The organism is Tenacibaculum caenipelagi (assembly GCF_004363005.1).
In the GTDB taxonomy this organism is placed as follows: Bacteria; Bacteroidota; Bacteroidia; order Flavobacteriales; family Flavobacteriaceae; genus Polaribacter; species Polaribacter caenipelagi.
Map to the genome: position 1 here is coordinate 126,498 of NZ_SNYH01000005.1, position 19,378 is coordinate 145,875.

Below are 19,378 nucleotides of genomic sequence, written 5' to 3' on the forward strand. Positions count from 1 at the left end.
ACTCAAATGCAAATAAAAGACGTTACCAACTATATAGAACAATTAGCTCCACTTTCATATGCTGAAGATTTTGATAATGTTGGCTTATTAATAGGAAACTATAACACTGAAGTAACTGGAGTTTTAGTCACACTAGACACTCTTGAAGAAACTGTAGATGAAGCAATTGCTAACAACTGCAATCTTATTGTAAGCTTTCATCCAATTGTTTTTAGCGGGTTGAAAAAAATTAATGGTAGCAATTATGTGGAACGCGTCGTATTAAAAGCTATTCAACATAACATTGCTATTTATGCTACACATACAGCTTTAGATAATGTTAACAATGGAGTTTCAGCTAAAATGGGAGAAATTTTAGGATTGGAAAATATGAAAACCTTAATTCCTAAAAAAGGAATCATCAAAAAACTAACTACTTATATTCCATTTGCAGAGGCTAACAATCTTCGCAAAAAATTATTTGAAGCTGGTGCTGGCAACATAGGAAACTACGATCATTGTTCTTTTAATGTAGAAGGAAAAGGAAGTTATCGAGGAAATGAAAACTCAAATCCTACCGTAGGAGAAAAAGGAACTTTAATGTTTGAAGAAGAAACCTGTATAACCGTTACCTTCGATTCTTATTTAGAAAGAAAAATACTTGCTGCTCTTTTTAAAAATCATCCGTATGAAGAAGTTGCTTACGAAGTCATTACCTTAGATAACCAAAACCAAAATGTAGGAATGGGAATGATTGGTGAACTTCCTTCGGCGATGAATGAAAAAGACTTTTTGCTGTTTGTAAAAGATACTTTTAAAACAGGATGTGTACGACATTCTGAGTTACTTGGCAAACCTATTAAAAAAGTCGCCGTACTAGGAGGCTCAGGTAGTTTTGCTATTAAAAATGCTATCCGAGCAAATGCTGATGCTTACATAAGTGCAGATTTTAAGTACCATGAATTTTTTAAAGCGGAAAAAAACATCTTACTTACCGATGTTGGACATTATGAAAGCGAACAATTTACAAAAAATCTTTTAGTTGATTATCTTAGCAAAAAATTTAGTACTTTTGCAATTATTTTAAGCGAAAAGAGTACAAATCCAATACACTATATTTAACAGATGGCAAAAAAAGAAGTAACGGTAGAAGAAAAATTAAGAGCGTTATACGATTTACAGTTAATCGATTCTAGAATTGACGAAATTAGAAACGTTCGCGGTGAATTACCTTTAGAAGTTGAAGATTTAGAAGATGAAGTTGCCGGATTAAACACTAGACTTTCTAATTTAGCTGAGGATGTTAAAAATTTAGAAACTGATATTAGTAACAAAAAATTAGCTATTGATGAGTCTAAAACATTAATTGCTAAGTACGAAGAACAACAAAAAAATGTTCGTAATAACCGTGAATTTGATTCTTTAACCAAAGAAGTTGAATATCAAGAACTAGAAATTCAATTATCTGAAAAGAGAATCAAAGAATACAAAGCCAAAATCGCTCAAAAGAACGAGGTTATTGAAAATACTAAAGAGAAATTAGCTCAACAAGAAAGTCATTTAGCTCACAAGAAAAGTGAATTAGACGCTATCTTAAAAGAAACTGAAAAAGAAGAGCAGTTATTAAAAGAAAAATCTGAAGAATTTTCTCAATCTATCGACGATCATTTATTAGCAGCTTATAATAGAATTAGAACTAAAGTAAGAAACGGATTAGCTGTTGTAGCTATTGAACGTGGAGCTGCTGGTGGTTCTTTCTTTACTATTCCACCACAAGTTCAATTAGAAATTGCTAATCGTAAGAAAATTACAATTGATGAGCACAGTGGACGTATTTTAGTAGATGCTGCTTTAGCACAAGAAGAAAAAGAAAAAATTGATAGCTTATTCGCTTAATATTTTTTCTAAAATATATATGTTAAGCCCTCTTTTTAGAGGGCTTTTTTTATCCCTTTAAATTCATATTACTAGTATTTCAAGAAAACTAAACTTTATATGCATGTTACATTTTCGTATCTTGCATTTTGCTTATGATACAATTTATATTAAATAACCAAGTAGTTAAAACATCTGCAAATGTGGGGATGACCCTACTTGATTTCATTCGAGAACATCAACAATTAAAAGGAACTAAAATAGGGTGTCGTGAAGGCGATTGTGGTGCCTGTACCGTATTAGTCGGAGAATTACTAGAGAATAAAATAACTTACCAAAGTATTACTTCGTGTATTTCTCCTTTAGGGAATGCTAACGGAAAACACATCGTTACGGTAGAAGGTATCAATTTACCAAAAGAACTGAATACCGTTCAAAAAGCAATGACCGATAATTATGCGACACAATGTGGTTTTTGTACACCAGGATTTGTGGTATCTATGACTGGTTATGCTCTTGACAGTAAACAAACAACTTCTTGTAACGATGCTGTCAGCGGAAACATTTGTCGTTGTACAGGGTATAAATCGATTGAAAAAGCTGGTTTTGAAATAGAACAAAAACTACAACAAAAAGATAAAAACCATCAAATTGACTGGTTAATCAAAGAAAGGTTTATTCCTAATTATTTTGAAACAATCCCTGAAAAATTAGCACAAATACAACCAAAAGTATTTGAAAAAACAGGAATAAAAGTAGCTAACGGAACAGATATTTATGTACAATATGCTGATAAAATGGCGGAAGAAGATGTACATTTATTAACCGATAAAAATGCTTTAAAAGAAATTTCTTTTACTGAAGGTTTTTGCACACTAGGTGCTAATACAACAGTCACCGAAATAGCAGAAAGTAAACAATTACAAACTCTCTTTCCTAAACTAAAACAATTTTTGAAACTCGTTTCTTCTGAACAAATTAGAAACATGGGAACCATCGGTGGTAACTTTGTAAACGCCTCTCCTATTGGCGATATGTCTATTTTCTTTTTAGCATTAAATTCAATAGTAACCATTCAAAAAGAAGATGGAAACACGCGACAAATTCCATTTCAAGAGTTTCATCAAGACTATAAAAAATACGATTTACAAGAAGGTGAAATCTTACAATCAATACAGTTCAAAGTTCCACAAGCAGAAGACTTTTTTAATTTTGAAAAAGTAAGCAAACGAACACATTTAGATATTGCTAGTGTAAATTCCGCTGGAAAAATTTCTATAGAAAACAATACAATTACGGGTGCTCATTTTTCTTTAGGAGGTGTAGCAGCTATTCCTAAATATTTATCAAATACCAATGCCTTTTTAATAGGAAAAACAATCAGTTCAGAAACTATAAAAAAAGCAGAAGCTGTTTTACAATCAGAAATTTCACCTATTAGCGATGTTCGAGGAACTGCCGAATACAAGCGTTTGCTAGCACGACAATTATTTTTTGCTCACTTTTTAGAGCTTTTCCCTAATCAAGTAGAACTTAAAAAATTGATTGCCTAATGAAAACGATGAAGAACATAGACAGTTATACTCATGTAAGAGGAGAATCGTTATTTGTTGACGATTTAATGCTGAGACAGAACACCTTATTCGGATTGGTTTTTGACTCGCCAAAAGCGCATGGAAAAATTAAATCAGTAGACTATTCAAAAGCCGAAGCACTAGAAGGTGTAGTAAAAATATTCACCTATAAAGATGTCTTAGGAGAAAATCAAATTGGAGGTATCATTCCTGATGAACCTTTATGGGCTGAAGATGAAGTCCATTTTTGGGGACAACCGATTGCCTTTATCGTTGCAAAAAGTGAAGCTATTGCAAAAAAAGCTAGAACTTTAATTACCATAGATATTGAAGAACTTCCTGTAATCACAACCGCTAAAGAAGCTAAAGAAAAAGGAAGTTTTATTAATGCTCCTCGTTCATTTAACTTAGGAAATACTCAAAATACTTTTACCGAATGTGAATATGTATTTGAAGGTGAAACTTTTTCGAACGGACAAGAGCATTTGTACCTCGAAACACAAGGTTGTTATGCGGTTCCTCAAGAAAACGGGAATATAAAAATTACCTCATCAACTCAAGGCCCTACCGCTGTTCAAAAAACAACAGCCAAGGTTTTAGGCATCCCAATGCATAAAATTGAAGTAGATGTAATCCGTTTAGGAGGTGGTTTTGGAGGTAAAGAAGATCAAGCAACTCCTTGGGCTGTTATGGCTGCTGTAGCAGTGCAACACTTAAACCGCCCAGTTAAATACATGCTGAATCGTCATGACGATTTACGCATGACTGGGAAACGTCATCCCTATTCATCATTTTATAAAATAGGACTCACCAAAGACTTTAAAATAAAAGCTTTTGAAGCTGAGTTTTTACAAAATTCTGGTGCTGCCGCTGACTTATCACCTGCTATTGCTGAGAGAACTTTGTTTCATGCTACCAATAGTTATTTTGTTCCAAACGTACATACTACAGTATATAGCTGTAAAACCAACTTACCCCCTAATACCGCTTTTCGTGGTTTTGGTGGTCCGCAAGGAATGTTTGTTATTGAAAGTGCTATTGCAGATGCCGCTGATAAAATCGGAATCAATAAAAGATTAATTCAAGAAGCTAATCTATTAGCTGAAAATGATGAGTTTTCTTACGGACAAATAGCTACCGAAGTACAAGCACAAAATTCGTGGTTTAATGCAAAGGAACAATATCAACTTGAACAGCTAGAACAAGAAGTAGCTGACTTCAATAATAAGAACGACCACTACAAAAAAGGGATTTCATTAATGCCTATTGCTTTTGGTATTTCGTTTACCAATACTCCAATGAACCATGCACGTGCTTTGGTACATATTTATCAAGATGGAAGTGTTGGTGTCTCAACAGGTGCTGTAGAAATGGGACAAAGTGTAAACACCAAAATATTACAAGTAGCACAAAGTGTTTTAGGAATTTCTCCAGATAAGGTTAAACTGGAAACCACGAATACTACACGTGTTGCCAATACCTCACCTTCTGCAGCAAGTTCAACTGCCGACCTTAACGGAAAAGCAACTGAAATGGCTTGTAATTCATTAGTTGAACGACTAACAGAAGTTGCCGCTGACATGCTCTCTACAGAAAAAGAAAATATCTCTTTTCAAGAAGGTGCTGTTTTTGTAAGTGGTAAAAAATCAGATCTAACATGGGAAGCTTTAATTGCTGAAGCTATGCTACGTCGTGTAGCACTCTCTGAAAACGCACATTACGCTACACCTATTATTCATTTTGATAAAACCAAAGAAAAAGGACATCCGTTTGCCTACCATGTGTATGGTACTGCTATAACAACAGTTACTGTAGATTGTATTCGTGGTAATTATGAAATTGACAGCGTAAAAATTGTACACGACTTTGGTAAAAGTATGAATATGGGTATTGATTTAGGACAAGTTGAAGGTGCTTTGGCACAAGGAATTGGTTGGATGACTATGGAAGAAATCTCCTATAACAATGAAGGAAGATTATTATCGAATGCTTTGTCTACCTACAAGGTGCCTGATATTTTTTCAGCTCCCAAAACTGTGGAGACTATTCCTTTAAAAACTGAAGGAAATCAAATGGCAATTAAAAAATCGAAAGCGGTTGGTGAGCCTCCATTAATGTACGGAATTGGAGCTTATTTTGCCATCCAGCAAGCGGTGAAAGCTTTCAACCCTAATTATAAATTAAAATTCCACGCTCCTTTTACACCTGAAAAAGTGTTGATGGGATTGTATGAAAAATAGAAGACCTATCAAACTACAATACACCAAACAGAATATATTTAGGGGTGCGTTAATTTATAGCATTGGAGATACCATTGCATCCTTTTTACTAAACGAGTTTTCAATATATAGACTTCTCGGAATGGTACTTATTGGTGCTACTGTTTATGCTTTTGAAATCCCTAATTATTTTAATTGGATAGAAAAAAAGACAGCCAACAATAGCGGACTCAAAAGAACTATAGCAAAAACAATATTAGCGATTGCGTACTTTAATCCACTTTGGATTTTTAGACATTTGCTGTTTATCAAGTTATTTTCTGGGAATTTTGAACAAATAACCAGTAACTTATTCATTGTTGCTTGTTGGTCGTTTTTAGTGAACATTCCTATTTCATTTATCGCTAATTTTATCATTCAAAATAAAGTAAAACTCGATTGGCGTTTTTTAGCTAGTGCAATCTTTTCTGCACTAATGGCTATTTATTATGCCCTAAGCGAAACCATTTTTAACTAAGCTTTTATGGAATTTTGGCAACAGTTACATACAAAACTTCAAAACAAACAGAAGGTATACCTCCTAACAGTAATTGAAAACCTTGGCAGTTCTCCAGGTCGAAAAGGCTTTAAAATGTTAATTGCTGAAGATGGTTTTATTTTCGGTTCTGTAGGTGGTGGTGTTATGGAGTTTGCGCTCGTTGAAGAAGCAAAACAATTGTTGCAACAAGAGAATCCGCCAACATTCATCAAAAAACAAATTCATAAAGGAAATATCAAAGATGGTTCGGGTATGATTTGTTCTGGTGAACAAACTGTAGCCTTTCATTGCTTAGATGCTAAGCATATTTCAATAATTTCAACTATTATTTCTTCTTTACAACACGGTAAAAAAGGAACATTACATTTATCTCCTATCCAATTTGATTTTACTTCTCATACTCTAGAAAATCAATTTGAATATAACATCAACTCAAAAGAAGATTGGTACTTTAAAGAACATATCGGCTTTAAAGAAACCTTGTACATTGTTGGTGGTGGACATGTAGGCGTTGCAGTTTCTGAACTCTTTGTTAAACTTGGTTTCTATGTAGTTGTTTTTGACAATCGAGAAAACCTCAACACTTTAGAAAATAATCAAACCGCTCATAAAAAACAGGTTATTGATTATAACAATATTGAAAACTACATAGAAAGATCTTCTTCAAGCTATGTAGCCATTATGACCAATAAATACACTGACGACAAATTGGTATTAAGTAAACTCCTTAAAAATAATTATCCCTTTTTAGGCGTTTTAGGCAGCAAAGCAAAACTACAAACGATGTGGGAAGTTTTACAAAATGAAGGATTTACTCAAGAAGAATTAAACAAAGTTCACGCACCTATAGGGCTTTCTATAAAAAGTGAAACCCCTGAGGAAATAGCGGTAAGTATAGCGGCACAGATTATTCAAATTAAAAACACCTAAACGAATAATGAATCAACCTAATGAACATAAAGCCTTTTTAACAAGCGTTTTTAATCGTTATGCTACGGTAAGCGACGACTCCATTTCTTCTTTGTTTTCAGCTGCAAAAATTCATGATTTAAAAAAGGGAACCACCCTATTACCTTTCGGTAAAATATCAAAACACGTTCATGTTCTTTACAAAGGAGCTGTAGTTTCGTGTTTTTTACATAAAAACGGTACGGTATATCATAAAAACATCTTTTTATCAGGTAGTTTTATAGGTTCTGTAGTATCGTCACTTACTAATACACCTTCTCAGTTTTCTTTAGAAGTTATAGAAGACTCAACAGTTATTAGCTTTCCGTATGATGTATACAGACAACTTATTAAGGATAACCAAGATTTACAAAACTTTTACATCGCTTATCTTGAAAAGAACTGGGTAATTGATAAAGAAAAACGAGAAATTGATATTGTTTTAAAAGAAGCTAAAGAACGGTATCTCGATTTTGTAAACGCTAACCCAAACATAGAAAATAGAATACCATTACACTATATTGCCTCTCACTTAGGCATCACTCCCACTCAATTAAGCCGAATTCGTAAGAGCATTAAAAAAACTGTATAGCAATCAACATATGTAAAGTAAAAGATCTTATTTCCTTTTCATCTTTGCAGTATGAAAATATTCTTTTTATACTTTTTGGCCTTTATTGGAGGCGTTTCACTAGCTGTTCAAGCAGGATTCAACACACAATTAGGTGCTATTGTAAAGCAACCTGTTATTGCTGTTATAGCTACCTCTATAGCTAGTGCTGTTTTTGGATGCTTATTCATCTTGCTATTCAAAGAAGAAAGTATTCAATTAACTACAGCACAACAAGTACCTTGGTATTTATGGTTTATTGGCGGACTTTTTAGCATGATTGGTATTTCTCTTTATTTTTACACCATACCAAAGCTAGGGATTTCAAAAATGATTGCTTTTGGCTTATGTGGTCAATTGATTTTTTCGTTATTCGCAGGAAAATTTGGTTGGTTAAACCTGCCTGTTGAGCCTATAACTACCCAAAAATGTATTGGAATTGTTTTCATGGCAATTAGTATTCTTTTAATCAACTCAAAATGAAAAAAATAATATCAAATATTAATAATTTAGCTTCTTTGTGGAAAACTGCTGCGACTCCATATCAAGGCTATCATAAAGAAACATCTTTTGAAAGCGCTTATATTGAAAATGCTCAATGGCCTAATAGAATCTGGACCAACCTCTCTCCTTCTGAAAACCAACTAAAAGAAGTACAGCAACAAATGTTAGAAGAAGGTAACCATTTTACATTTTCTTTATTTACACTACCCAATCAAGAAAACAGTATTAAACTTGACGCTAAAATTCAGTTAAAGTCAACACAATACGGAATGAGTTTAGAGCTAAACGAAAAGTTCGAAACTCAAAGACAGATCAATTTTAAAAGAGTAGAAAACACAGAAGAAGCTGACATTTGGAGCAACGCTTTTTTTAAAGCCTTTAATTACGAAATAAGCACAGCAACCATTTTAAAAACCAAAGAAACCGTGCCCTACTATCTTGTTTATTTTGAACAAGAACTTATAGGCACCGTAATTTTATACACTACTAATACTATTGCTGGCTTGCATAGTTTAGGTATTATTCCTGAAAAAAGGAAACAAGGTTTTGCTACCGAAATTATGCGCCATACATTGAATAAAGCTATTGACCAGAATTTATCGTTAGCTACACTACAAGCCTCAGAAATGGCTAAAGAAATGTATTTAAAACTAGGGTTTTCTTTAGACTTTTTAATGAAAAATTATAGTGTTATCAATCCTTCTTAAAAACACAGCATATTAACATGCATAACTTTTGAACTTAGTAAAAAAATAGTAGGTTTGAAGCTACTAATGAGAGAGGATGAATTATAAAGAAGTCTTTAAAACGATTGAGGAAACTTACACTCCACTATCTACTGAGTGTCAACAAGAATTAATTGCTAGTTCAAAAGTTTGTGTATATAAAAAAGGAGACATTGTTGTACGAGAAGGTCAATTCTCTAAAAAAGTCTTTTTTATTGTACAAGGATGTTCAAGAGCATATTACTTAAAAGATGGTAAAGACATTTCTGATTGGTTTACTTTCGAAAATCAGTTTATGGCTTCCATAGTTAGCTTTTTTAGTAACGAACCAAGTCCACACTATGTTGAATTTATTGAAGATTCAACCGTTTTGGAATTTTCTAAAGATACTGTTGATAAGCTTTCTCAAAAGCATCACGACTTTGAACGCTTAATTAGTAAAATAGTCACTGAGACCATGTTGGGGCTTTGCGAGCGATTATACACCATTCAATTCAACAAAGCAGAAGAAAGGTATAAACACCTGCTAAGTATTTATCCTTTTATAACCAACAGAATTCCCCTTACACATATTGCTTCTTATTTAGGAATAACTCTTGAAACGTTGAGCAGGATAAGAAACCCCAAAAAACGAATTTGATTTATATCAAATGATAAGCCTTCCATTTACAGCAATTTTGCTAACAAATACAATAACAATGGAAGACAACAACAAACAACAACTAAAGTCAATTTGGGGAAAATGGTGGGAACCTATTAGAAAGTGGTTTTATCCTGCTTGGTTAATCTATGAAACCTCAATTCGATTTTATGAATATGCCTTATCGGTTCATATTTACTTTAAGAATCCGCAAAACAATATCACTTCTTATATAGGAGAAGCTAGCACCCAAATTTTAGGCATTTTTTGTAGCCTCAGCACTTTTGTAATTTGTACTGCCTTTTTAACAATACCTACCTGTTTTATACTGTATAAGTTTTTTAAAACAAAAAACTTAACAGGTTCTCAATTTGAAGCAACAATTAAACCTATTTTTTAAGATAAATGAAGAAAATACTCATTATAAACGGACATCCAGATAAGGAAAGTTTTAATTATGCTCTTTCTGAAGCTTATAAAATAGGCGCTAAGAAATCGACTGCTGAAATACAAGAAATAAACATCCGAGAATTGAATTTTAACCCCAACCTTCAATTTGGCTACCGAAAGCGAACAGAACTTGAACCTGACTTATTAGAAGCGCAAGAAAAACTAAAATGGGCAGACCACTTAGTATTGGTATATCCTATTTGGTGGGGCTCTGTACCTGCAATTATGAAAGGTTTTTTAGATCGAGTTTTACTCCCTGGTTTTGCTTTTAAAAAAAGAGAAAAGTCTTTATGGTGGGATAAATGTTTTACAGGAAAAACAGCCAGAATAATTTGCACCTTAGACCAACCTGCTTGGTACTATAAGTGGATATATAGAAGCCCAAGCCATAATGCAATGAAAAAACTAACATTAAACTACATAGGAGTAAAAAAAGTGCGAATTACTACTATTGGTCCTATAAGACTCTCAAAAGAAAAGTTTAGAACTAAATGGTTGAAAAAAGTAGCAACTCTTGGAACAATAAACAAATAATAATACCTCTATTATGTATTCAATATGCTAACTAACATTTTTCTACACAATACGATATGTAATCTTTTTATTGTTTGGTCTCACTCCCCTTAGGCTTCGTGTGTTGACCCGATAAAAAAGTTACACTTTTTTATCTTACTTTTTTTATATTTGAGAGTGTTAATAAAATTGCTAAAAGTTCCACTTATACTATCGTAAAAGGAATATATAAGTAATTTTATTGCGTATATAAACTAGTTACCTGTAATCCCTCTCATCAGTAATAATATTAATTCCTAAGCTAATGAATGGTGTATTGAAGTCTGTAAAAAATAGAATCAAACTTAGTCAATATTAGAAAAATTATGATTTTAGAAAATAGCATTATCGTATTTGACACTAATTCATATAGGAATTTTGTAAAAGATAAAACTACACAAGAGGTCATAGAATCCACATTAAAATTAAAAAAAATAGAAAAAGAACTAAACATTGAATCAAACGCTCCTATTATAGTAATTTTCGAAATGTTAGCTAATTTAGATAACGAAACAACTAATGATAACTTTACAGAGTGTTTAAAAGGTCTTATTTCTGCATCTTATCATTGCTTTAATCGAAATAATTATAGTGTAATTCCTTATTCTGTTCCATTGTTTTGTCATTTTTTACACCAAAAAGTACCTCAAAATATTGAAAACAATATACGAGGGATGTTAGGTGTTTTAGATTTCATAAAAAAAGACACTGAAAAAGCAATTGAAACACATAAAGAAGATTTCAAAAATTACAAGGAATATATATCTGAAATCGAAAGTAATTATTCAAAATTACTAAAATCATTCTTAGAACAAATTAATGATTATATAGAAAAGAAATTCCCTAAACTTCAAAATAAACAAAAACGAATTAAAAAATTAGAATATTTAGATAGTGAAATTTTTCAAAATGATTTTTCATATGGAGTTATAGAATTGATGAACTCTAAATTAGGGAAAACAGTTAAAAAAGAAGAATTAGACAGAATGGTTATTGAGTTTAATTTAACATTTCCTTTTTCAAATAAATTCTATAAGTATGTATTAAATGAATTAATAAGTAAGAACATTAACCTTGACTCGAAAACTTCACTGAAGAAAAGATTAAATTGGATATGGGATTACAACATTGGGATAGTTATAACTAATTCAACTATTAGAGATAAAAAGACCTTTGTGGTAACTCAAGATAAAGACTTATCAGAGGTAATTAAAAATATAGAAGATTCAAGAGTTATGACTTTATACGAATATTACTCTACTATTGGATATAACGAATAATCAAGCAAGTACTTAAATTTAAGTATAAAAACAACTACAGGTAACAATATATAATCGCAATTGCGACAGACTCAATCACGTCCAACTCCACTCAATCAACTCAATAAAAAGATATTAACTACATTACATTTATCAATCAAAACAAGTGAAAATAGACACCGATACACTACCTAAATGCTCATTAGAAGAGAAGAAATTTTCTTGGGGAGAGCCATATTTAGTTGTAACCCCAATATTTGACATGGTAATACCACAAGAATTTTCTGATATTGAATTTTCTGTTGAAATATTTATAAAAAATAACTTCAGGAATCAACTATTAGAATTTTACAATGTTTTGATTAATTATGAAGAAAACAATCGGATTGAAAATTTCGAAGACACCATACCAGAACAGCTTCGTAAAGAAGTGTTAGCAAAAATCAAAAGCTTTCTTGACTCAGAAAAGAAATTAACCCCTTGGGAGAAATACGATGAATATGGAAAAGAACTAGATTTTTTGTATAAGTTTGAAGAAGAGTTTAACCGAAAAATATTATTTATCAACCCGAAATAGAGCCACTTACTGTAATTATTATAAGTAATTCACTAACTCTCGCCTACTTTTTATCCTTTTGAACAATAATATACTATGCTAAAAAAACTCTTCTCTAAATGGAAACACCTCAAATGACACAAGAACTATATCAAAAAGCAATAAAGTTTGCTGGAGAAAAACATAAAGATCAAAAAGTTCCTGGAACAAACTCTAACTATTTGCTACACATCTCTAACGTTGCTATGGAAATAATCATAGCATATAATGCAAATAACAATTTCGATTTGAATTACGCTGTTCAATTAGCGCTACTCCACGATACATTAGAAGATACTGATACCGACTTTTCGGATTTATTGAACATGTTTGGTGAAAAAGTTGCTAATGGAGTTCAAGCATTAACTAAAAATAAAAACATAAGCTCTAAAAAAGAGAAAATGATAGACAGCTTGAACCGAATAAATAAACTTGAAAAAGAAGTTGGAATGGTAAAATTAGCAGATAGAATTACAAACCTTCAAGAACCACCAAAACATTGGAAAAAAGATAAAATTCAAAACTATTTATCTGAAGCTATCGTAATTAATCAAACACTAAATAACAAGAATGAATATTTAAATAAAAGGTTAGAAAATAAAATTGCTGAATACAAAAAGTATATTGAATAAAAACTGCTATAAGTACTTACTTGCTCTCACTACTTCTAAAAATTCTCATAATAAAATGATATAATAATCTGGCGCAACCATAACAATACTTTTGCATCTACATAGTAAATCATTCAAATATTGAGCTATGAAAATTAGAATATCAACTTTACTATTGCTTTTAAGCGCAACGCTTTTTATAAACTGTAATAGCGACAATGAAATACCACAAGCTGAAACTATAAACGGAACTTGGAGCTTAAAAAATGTTAATGGAGGCTTTACTGGTGTTGATGTAACCTATGAAAATGAAACCGTTACTTGGCAGTTTAATGCCAAAACAGAAACCCTTACCGTTAAAAGCACACTAATAAATAACGGTCCGCAAAGCACCTACTTACCTTTACAAAGCGGAACCTACAACTATTATCTTTCGGAAGCTAATGGAAACACTTTTGTTCATATTAAAGACTTTGGAATTCATACAAATGACGAGTACGGAAGCTATAGTATACAAGATGGAGTTTTAATTATTAACCAAGGTGAAAGCTATGAAGGCAGTGCCGTAGATACTTTTGTACTAACTTTTAATTAAAAGCAGTAACCATATTTTAAAAACCATTAAAACAAGCTCTTTAAAAACTACAACACTTCACAAACATTTTTCTACAGGGTAGCCCCATTCCCCTATAAAAACAGCTCCCATTACTGTGGGAGAGTCATTCCCCTTAGACAGGGAGTCTCGCTCCCATTATTATGGGAGTGTCGCTCTCCTTATGCAAAGAGTATCATTTTCCTTACCGCTGAGGTGTCGTCCCGATAATAATTACACATTATTTTTTTACGCTATAAAACAACAAACAAAACTATCCTTTCACACAAAAACACTGTAAAAGAACACATTACTAATACCTTTTAGCCAAACCACTCATAAAAAGTGTATTTTTTTTCATATCTTCTCATGGTGTAACCACTTAATAATAAGCCTTAAACGTAAAAGCCATGAGGAACAAACTAAAAAAAGACTTAGGATTATTTGATGTTTTTGCCATAAGTACTGGAGCTATGTTTAGTTCTGGTTTCTTTTTATTACCAGGAATCGCCTCACATTACACAGGTCCGTCTGTGTTTTTAGCGTATTTACTTGCAGGTGTATTAATACTACCCACCATGTTTAGCATTGCTGAAATATCAACAGCCCTACCGCGATCAGGAGGTGCCTACTTTTTTTTAGATAGAAGCCTAGGTCCACTCATGGGAACCATTGGCGGACTAGGTACTTACTTCGCTTTAATGCTAAAAACGGCCTTTGCTATTATTGGTATTGGTGCTTATGCCGCTATATTTTGGGAAGTTCCTACCAAGATAGTTGCTATCGTAGCCACTCTTTTTTTTATGGCGTTAAACTTAGTAGGTGCTAAAAAAACCTCCGCCTTTCAAAAGGTGTTTGTCATATTTCTATTAGTCATTTTAGTTGGTTTTATTGCGGACGGTCTTTTTTCCATATTCACCTCAGATACTATAACTAACGAATCTATTAACAAACAGTTTACTCCTTTCTTTTCAAATGGATTTGGAGGGATGTTTACAACCATAGGTTTTGTTTTTGTTTCGTATTTAGGGCTTACCCAAATAGTAAGTGTTGCAGAAGAAATTAAAAAACCCGAAAGAAATATTCCTTTAGGAATGATACTCTCATTAGTCGTTACTGGATTAATTTATGGTTTAGGTGTTTTTATTATGGTAACTCTTATTGAGCCTACTGCCTTTGCTAACGAATTGGCACCAGCTGCTACAGCCGCAGAACAACTTTTTAAATGGTTACCCGATAATGTAGGGGTACTATTAATGTCGGTAGCAGCACTTGCCGCTTTTGCTTCTACAGGGAATGCAGGACTATTATCTGCATCACGATACCCTTTTGCCATGGGACGCGATAAACTATTTCCTGCTATTCTAGCTAGAATTGGTAAAAAAGGAAGTCCTGTAGTGGCTATATTTTTAACCACAGCACTAATTATTGTATTCATTCTAGTACTATCAGAAGAAGGTATTGTAAAGCTTGCGAGTACCTTCCAGTTATTAATTTTTATCTTTATTAACTTCTCTGTTATTGTTTTTAGAAAAAGTAAAATAGAATCATACGACCCAGGGTATTTATCTCCACTATATCCGTTTATGCAAGTTATCGGAATTACTATTTCCTTCATTCTTATTATTTATTTAGGATGGATGCCAATACTTTTTACCTCTGGTATTATTGTTATTGGTTTACTTTGGTATCATTTTTATTCCAAAGGAAAAGTAAAACGAGAAGGAGCAATTTTTCATTGGTTTGCGCTTTTAGGGAGACATCAATACGATGAATTGGAAAATGAATTAATGACCATTTTAAAAGAAAAAGGACTTCGTGAAGGTGACCCTTTTGATGAAACCGTTATTAAATCGAAAATAAAAATAATAAAGGATACTACTAACTTTGATGAAATATTAAATAAGGTATCTGATTACTTTTGCAAAGAGTTAGACCTTAACAAAGAAGGAATACTACACAAATTTTTCCAGTCTATACCTGATGAGTCAGTCATAGCTTTACCTGGTATTTTAGTTTTTCATGCTAAGTTCAAGAATCTTTTGCATCCTTCCATGAAAATTGTTATTTCTAAAACCCCTATTAACGGAACACTTCCGTATGATGATTATGAATTTAAAAAACCAATTCAAATCTGTGCTTTTCTTATCAATTCTGATGAAAACCCCAAGCAACAACTACGTATGTTATCAAGGCTTCTTGATATTTTAGAAAGAGAGCAAATTGTAAAAACGTTGCTTAAAATGAATAGCCACAGAGAAATTAAAGAGTTTTTACTACAAAACGAGCGATTTGTAAGCATCAAATTACTAGAAGGAACCCCGCAAGACATCATGATTGGGCAGCAGTTAAAAGATATTCAATTGCCAAAAGATGTTTTAGTAGCCTTGATTGAAAGAAATGATAAAACTTTTACCCCCAACGGTTCAACAGTTTTATTAACGGATGATGTACTCACCATACTTGGAGAAACTAAATCTATAGCAAAATTATACAAGGAATATATGAGTTATGAAATTGAAAAATTAGATACTAAAACATAATTTGCCAAATTCACTCAAAATGAATACCACTTTTCTTAGCCTAAAAATAGTAACTTTAACCCCGTAAAGAATAACTTATAAAAAGCTTTAAGCAACGTTAAATTCAAAGTAGATGGATAAATGTATTTTTTGCGACATCATAAACAACGAATCATCGAACCACAAAATATGGAAAAATAAAGAGCAGGTGGCATTTTCATCAATATTCCCAAATACAGAAGAATCTACTGTTCTCAACAACAACTATAAGTAGTTGCATATTCTCACCTATTCTGAAAAAGAAAACATGTTTCAATTTGATAAAAATTTTGGTCTTTTTGTTGGTGATTTAACCACTAACGAATTTCACAAGCACTACGCTTTACAGATAAGTGTTTCTAAAGAATCTAGTATGAATTTGACCTTAAAAAATGAAACAGAAAAATCAGGAGACTCATTTTTTATTTCATCAAGAATTGAACACAAACTCCTAAGTCCAAAAACTCAACTAACCATTCTAATCAATCCTTTAAGTTCTTTAGGGCACCAACTTTATATAAATTATGGAAAGTTGAAAGTTTCAACACTTGAAACTGGTTTTAAAAATAAGTTGGTTGGTATCCTTTCCAAATTCAATACCTCCGAAATTAATTTTAAAGAGCTTTGTGCATTAGTTACCGATGTTTTAAATGAATACCAATGTTCTTGTAAAATTGAAAACCACTCAAAAGACGATAGAATTATAAAAGCTTTGGAGTTTTTTGATGGTAATTTCGAAAAAGTATACAGTTTAGAGGAGGTTGCTGAAATCTGTTGTTTATCCCCTTCTCGTTTCCTTCATCTATTTAAAGAAAAAACAGGACTCAATTTTAGAAGGTATCAACTTTGGAATAAAATGATAAAATCTTTACCATATTTATCTGTAAACTCTATTACCGACACTGCCCACATGTTTGGGTTTACTGACAGTTCTCATTACACAAGAACATTTAAAGAAACATTTGGACTAACCCCTAAATTTATGGTTCAAAAGAATAGCCAGTTTATACAAGTTTAAGTTTGCTCCTCTTACCAACTTTGCATTGTAATTAAATAACAAGCAAACTAAAAAAGTATGGATAATTATTTAAAGGAAACTAAAATTTTAAACTACTCTGACAATTCCATCCAAAAACTAATAAATGACCGTAATTGGAAACAATTAGATACCATAGAAAGAGTCAAAGCTATTTACAACTATGTTAGAGATGAAATAAAATTTGGATACAATATATCTGATGATATCCCTGCAACCGAAGTTTTGAAAGATGGATACGGGCAATGTAACACGAAAGCTACCTTATTAATGGCACTTTTAAGAGCTACAGGAATCCCTAATAGAATTCACGGATTTACTATTGACAAAGCACTACAAAAAGGAGCTATTAGTGGAATTTGGTATACAATATCTCCTCAAAACATTTTACATAGCTGGGTAGAAATTTATATAAATGATACATGGTATTTTTTGGAAGGTGTTATTCTTGACAAGGAATATTTGAAAAGACTTCAAGAAAAGAACAAAGACTGCAAAACTACATTTTGTGGTTATGGAGCCTATACCGATAACTTTGAAAATCCACCTATTGAATGGAATTTAAATAATACATTTATACAAGACAAAGGGATAAACCAAGATTTCGGACTCTTTGACACGCCTGATGAATTTTACGCTAAACACCAACAAAAGCTAGGCGCTTTTAAAAAGTTTATTTTCCGTAATATTGTTAGACAAAGTATGAACAAGAATGTTAATAAGATAAGAAACAATAAGTAAAATGTATCCTGAGTACTTATCCTTAAAAACTTCCATACTACATTCTAAAATGAACTATGCTATAAAAGTGTCATTTACTTTTACACTCCAATAATCAACAATTAATTTAAAAGTAACTATGAACGCTATCAAAATTATACTATTAAACTTTTCAGAAACAAGAAGAAGAAGTATCAAGTTATGGGAAAACATTCCATACGAGTTTTTAAATTGGAAACCAGATCAAAAAGCTTTCTCCATTATTGAAATGATACGACACACTCTTGAAGGTGAGCATTTATTTCATACGATTATTAAAAACAGAGGTGATTTAGGTAATTATGTATCTCCTTGGGAAAATTTAGCGTACTCAGATTTAAAAAATGAGCTTAATTTTGCTGAAAAATATCGAAACAGTTTTATGGATATGATAAAAACACTTGATGAAACTGATTTAGAGAGCATACGAATAGAACGAAAAGAAGTGGGACAAAGTAAAAAGCTAGGAGATTATTTAAACAGAATTGCTTATCATGAATCAGTTCATACAGGACAAATGTTAGGTTATTTAAGAACACTAGGAGTAAAACGAGCCCAAATATGGGATTAGAAAACTATAAAAAGTTACTATCATCGAAGAATTAGAAAATCAGTTTAGTAAAATCGCTGCTATTTTAGGAGATAAATCTCGCTCTATCATCTTATGGAATTTATTAGATGGTAGAGCATATACCGCTACAGAATTGGCTGCAAGCGCCAATATTTCTTTACAGTCGGCAAGTAATCATTTAAAAAAAATGACTTCAGCTAATCTTTTAACTGTAGAAAAACAAGGAAGACATCGATACTTTAAACTTGCCAACAATGAAGTAGCTCAGGTAATAGAATCCATGGCTAGTTTAATTTCTGTAGACAAAGACTACAAAAAAATTAAATCTCCTCAATTAAACGATTTTACGTATGCCAGAACTTGCTATGACCATTTAGCAGGTAAACTTGGGGTTAAATTAACAACGTCTTTATTAGACAACGAGATAATTAAAATCTCAGGAAAAGATTACAAGGTTACTGAATCAGGACAAGAATGGTTTCAAAAAATCGGAGTAGACATCCATACTATCCAACAGAAAAAACGCTCTTTTGCTCACCAATGTTTAGATTGGAGTGAAAGGAAACACCATATTGCTGGAGCATTGGGTGCTTCACTTCTTCAACTCATGATTGAAAAAGACTGGATTCGTAAAAAAGCCAATTCTAGAGAAGTATTTATTACGTCGGCTGGAAAAATAGAGCTAAAAAATAGATTGAATTTAGAAATATAAAACTACTTTAAACCTACTCTTTATCAAACAACAAACATGTTAACGATCATCTTCTTTACAAATTAAGC

At 32.1% G+C, this 19,378-nt stretch carries 21 protein-coding genes; all 21 read left to right on the forward strand.

From position 1 onward, the window contains the following. The first annotated feature begins 6 nt into the window (after window positions 1-6). The 21 genes from DFQ07_RS11585 (at window position 7) to DFQ07_RS11685 (ending at window position 19,310) form a co-directional block, all read left to right on the forward strand. A complete protein-coding gene (locus tag DFQ07_RS11585) occupies window positions 7-1,101 on the forward strand; it encodes a Nif3-like dinuclear metal center hexameric protein (RefSeq protein WP_133537035.1) in 1,095 nt (364 codons plus the stop codon). A 3-nt stretch (window positions 1,102-1,104) separates the two neighbouring features. Further along, a complete protein-coding gene (locus tag DFQ07_RS11590; RefSeq protein WP_133537037.1) occupies window positions 1,105-1,875 on the forward strand; it encodes a zinc ribbon domain-containing protein in 771 nt (256 codons plus the stop codon). A gap of 134 nt (window positions 1,876-2,009) precedes the next feature. Next, the gene (locus tag DFQ07_RS11595) at window positions 2,010-3,407 is read left to right on the forward strand and encodes an FAD binding domain-containing protein (RefSeq protein WP_133537039.1); all 1,398 of its coding nucleotides are present in this window, start codon (window positions 2,010-2,012) and stop codon (window positions 3,405-3,407) included. Window positions 3,408-3,415: 8 nt separating this feature from the next. Further along, window positions 3,416-5,668, forward strand: a complete 2,253-nt coding sequence (locus DFQ07_RS11600) for a xanthine dehydrogenase molybdopterin binding subunit (protein ID WP_133537041.1) — start codon at window positions 3,416-3,418, stop codon at window positions 5,666-5,668. After that, window positions 5,658-6,164 carry a hypothetical protein gene (locus DFQ07_RS11605; protein WP_133537043.1) on the forward strand — a complete coding sequence of 169 codons (507 nt, stop codon included), beginning with the start codon at window positions 5,658-5,660 and terminating at the stop codon, window positions 6,162-6,164. Before DFQ07_RS11600 ends, DFQ07_RS11605 begins: the two co-directional genes overlap by 11 nt. A 6-nt stretch (window positions 6,165-6,170) precedes the next feature. Then, a complete protein-coding gene (locus tag DFQ07_RS11610; protein WP_133537045.1) occupies window positions 6,171-7,115 on the forward strand; it encodes an XdhC family protein in 945 nt (314 codons plus the stop codon). A gap of 7 nt (window positions 7,116-7,122) precedes the next feature. Beyond that, window positions 7,123-7,725, forward strand: a complete 603-nt coding sequence (locus DFQ07_RS11615; RefSeq protein WP_133537047.1) for a Crp/Fnr family transcriptional regulator — start codon at window positions 7,123-7,125, stop codon at window positions 7,723-7,725. Between the two features lie 51 nt (window positions 7,726-7,776). Continuing rightward, on the forward strand, window positions 7,777-8,226 hold the full coding sequence (locus DFQ07_RS11620; RefSeq protein ID WP_133537049.1) for a DMT family transporter: 450 nt from the start codon (window positions 7,777-7,779) through the stop codon (window positions 8,224-8,226). Next, on the forward strand, window positions 8,223-8,954 hold the full coding sequence (locus DFQ07_RS11625; protein ID WP_133537051.1) for a GNAT family N-acetyltransferase: 732 nt from the start codon (window positions 8,223-8,225) through the stop codon (window positions 8,952-8,954). Before DFQ07_RS11620 ends, DFQ07_RS11625 begins: the two co-directional genes overlap by 4 nt. A 76-nt stretch (window positions 8,955-9,030) precedes the next feature. After that, window positions 9,031-9,612 (forward strand): Crp/Fnr family transcriptional regulator, encoded by a 582-nt coding sequence (locus tag DFQ07_RS11630; protein ID WP_133537053.1) that lies wholly within the window; start codon window positions 9,031-9,033, stop codon window positions 9,610-9,612. Window positions 9,613-9,670: 58 nt separating this feature from the next. Further along, a complete protein-coding gene (locus DFQ07_RS11635; RefSeq protein ID WP_133537055.1) occupies window positions 9,671-10,012 on the forward strand; it encodes a hypothetical protein in 342 nt (113 codons plus the stop codon). A gap of 5 nt (window positions 10,013-10,017) precedes the next feature. Further along, window positions 10,018-10,596, forward strand: coding sequence for an NAD(P)H-dependent oxidoreductase (locus tag DFQ07_RS11640; protein ID WP_133537057.1), 579 nt, complete (start codon window positions 10,018-10,020; stop codon window positions 10,594-10,596). A gap of 344 nt (window positions 10,597-10,940) precedes the next feature. Beyond that, window positions 10,941-11,894, forward strand: a complete 954-nt coding sequence (locus DFQ07_RS11645; RefSeq protein ID WP_133537059.1) for a hypothetical protein — start codon at window positions 10,941-10,943, stop codon at window positions 11,892-11,894. A 145-nt stretch (window positions 11,895-12,039) separates the two neighbouring features. Further along, window positions 12,040-12,450, forward strand: a complete 411-nt coding sequence (locus tag DFQ07_RS11650) for a hypothetical protein (RefSeq protein WP_133537061.1) — start codon at window positions 12,040-12,042, stop codon at window positions 12,448-12,450. 98 nt (window positions 12,451-12,548) lie between these two features. Further along, window positions 12,549-13,100 (forward strand): HD domain-containing protein, encoded by a 552-nt coding sequence (locus DFQ07_RS11655; protein ID WP_243743975.1) that lies wholly within the window; start codon window positions 12,549-12,551, stop codon window positions 13,098-13,100. Between the two features lie 127 nt (window positions 13,101-13,227). Further along, on the forward strand, window positions 13,228-13,674 hold the full coding sequence (locus tag DFQ07_RS11660; protein WP_133537063.1) for a hypothetical protein: 447 nt from the start codon (window positions 13,228-13,230) through the stop codon (window positions 13,672-13,674). Between the two features lie 407 nt (window positions 13,675-14,081). Continuing rightward, on the forward strand, window positions 14,082-16,214 hold the full coding sequence (locus tag DFQ07_RS11665) for an amino acid permease (protein ID WP_133537065.1): 2,133 nt from the start codon (window positions 14,082-14,084) through the stop codon (window positions 16,212-16,214). Window positions 16,215-16,500: 286 nt separating this feature from the next. Beyond that, entirely contained in the window at window positions 16,501-17,250 is a 750-nt protein-coding gene (locus tag DFQ07_RS11670) for a helix-turn-helix domain-containing protein (RefSeq protein ID WP_133537067.1), read from the forward strand. A 57-nt stretch (window positions 17,251-17,307) separates the two neighbouring features. Next, window positions 17,308-18,009: a transglutaminase-like domain-containing protein gene (locus tag DFQ07_RS11675; RefSeq protein WP_133537069.1), complete on the forward strand. Its 702-nt coding sequence runs from the start codon at window positions 17,308-17,310 to the stop codon at window positions 18,007-18,009. 118 nt (window positions 18,010-18,127) lie between these two features. Beyond that, window positions 18,128-18,598, forward strand: a complete 471-nt coding sequence (locus DFQ07_RS11680) for a DinB family protein (RefSeq protein ID WP_133537071.1) — start codon at window positions 18,128-18,130, stop codon at window positions 18,596-18,598. Window positions 18,599-18,659: 61 nt separating this feature from the next. Further along, window positions 18,660-19,310, forward strand: a complete 651-nt coding sequence (locus DFQ07_RS11685; RefSeq protein ID WP_262708964.1) for an ArsR/SmtB family transcription factor — start codon at window positions 18,660-18,662, stop codon at window positions 19,308-19,310. Window positions 19,311-19,378: the final 68 nt, after the last annotated feature.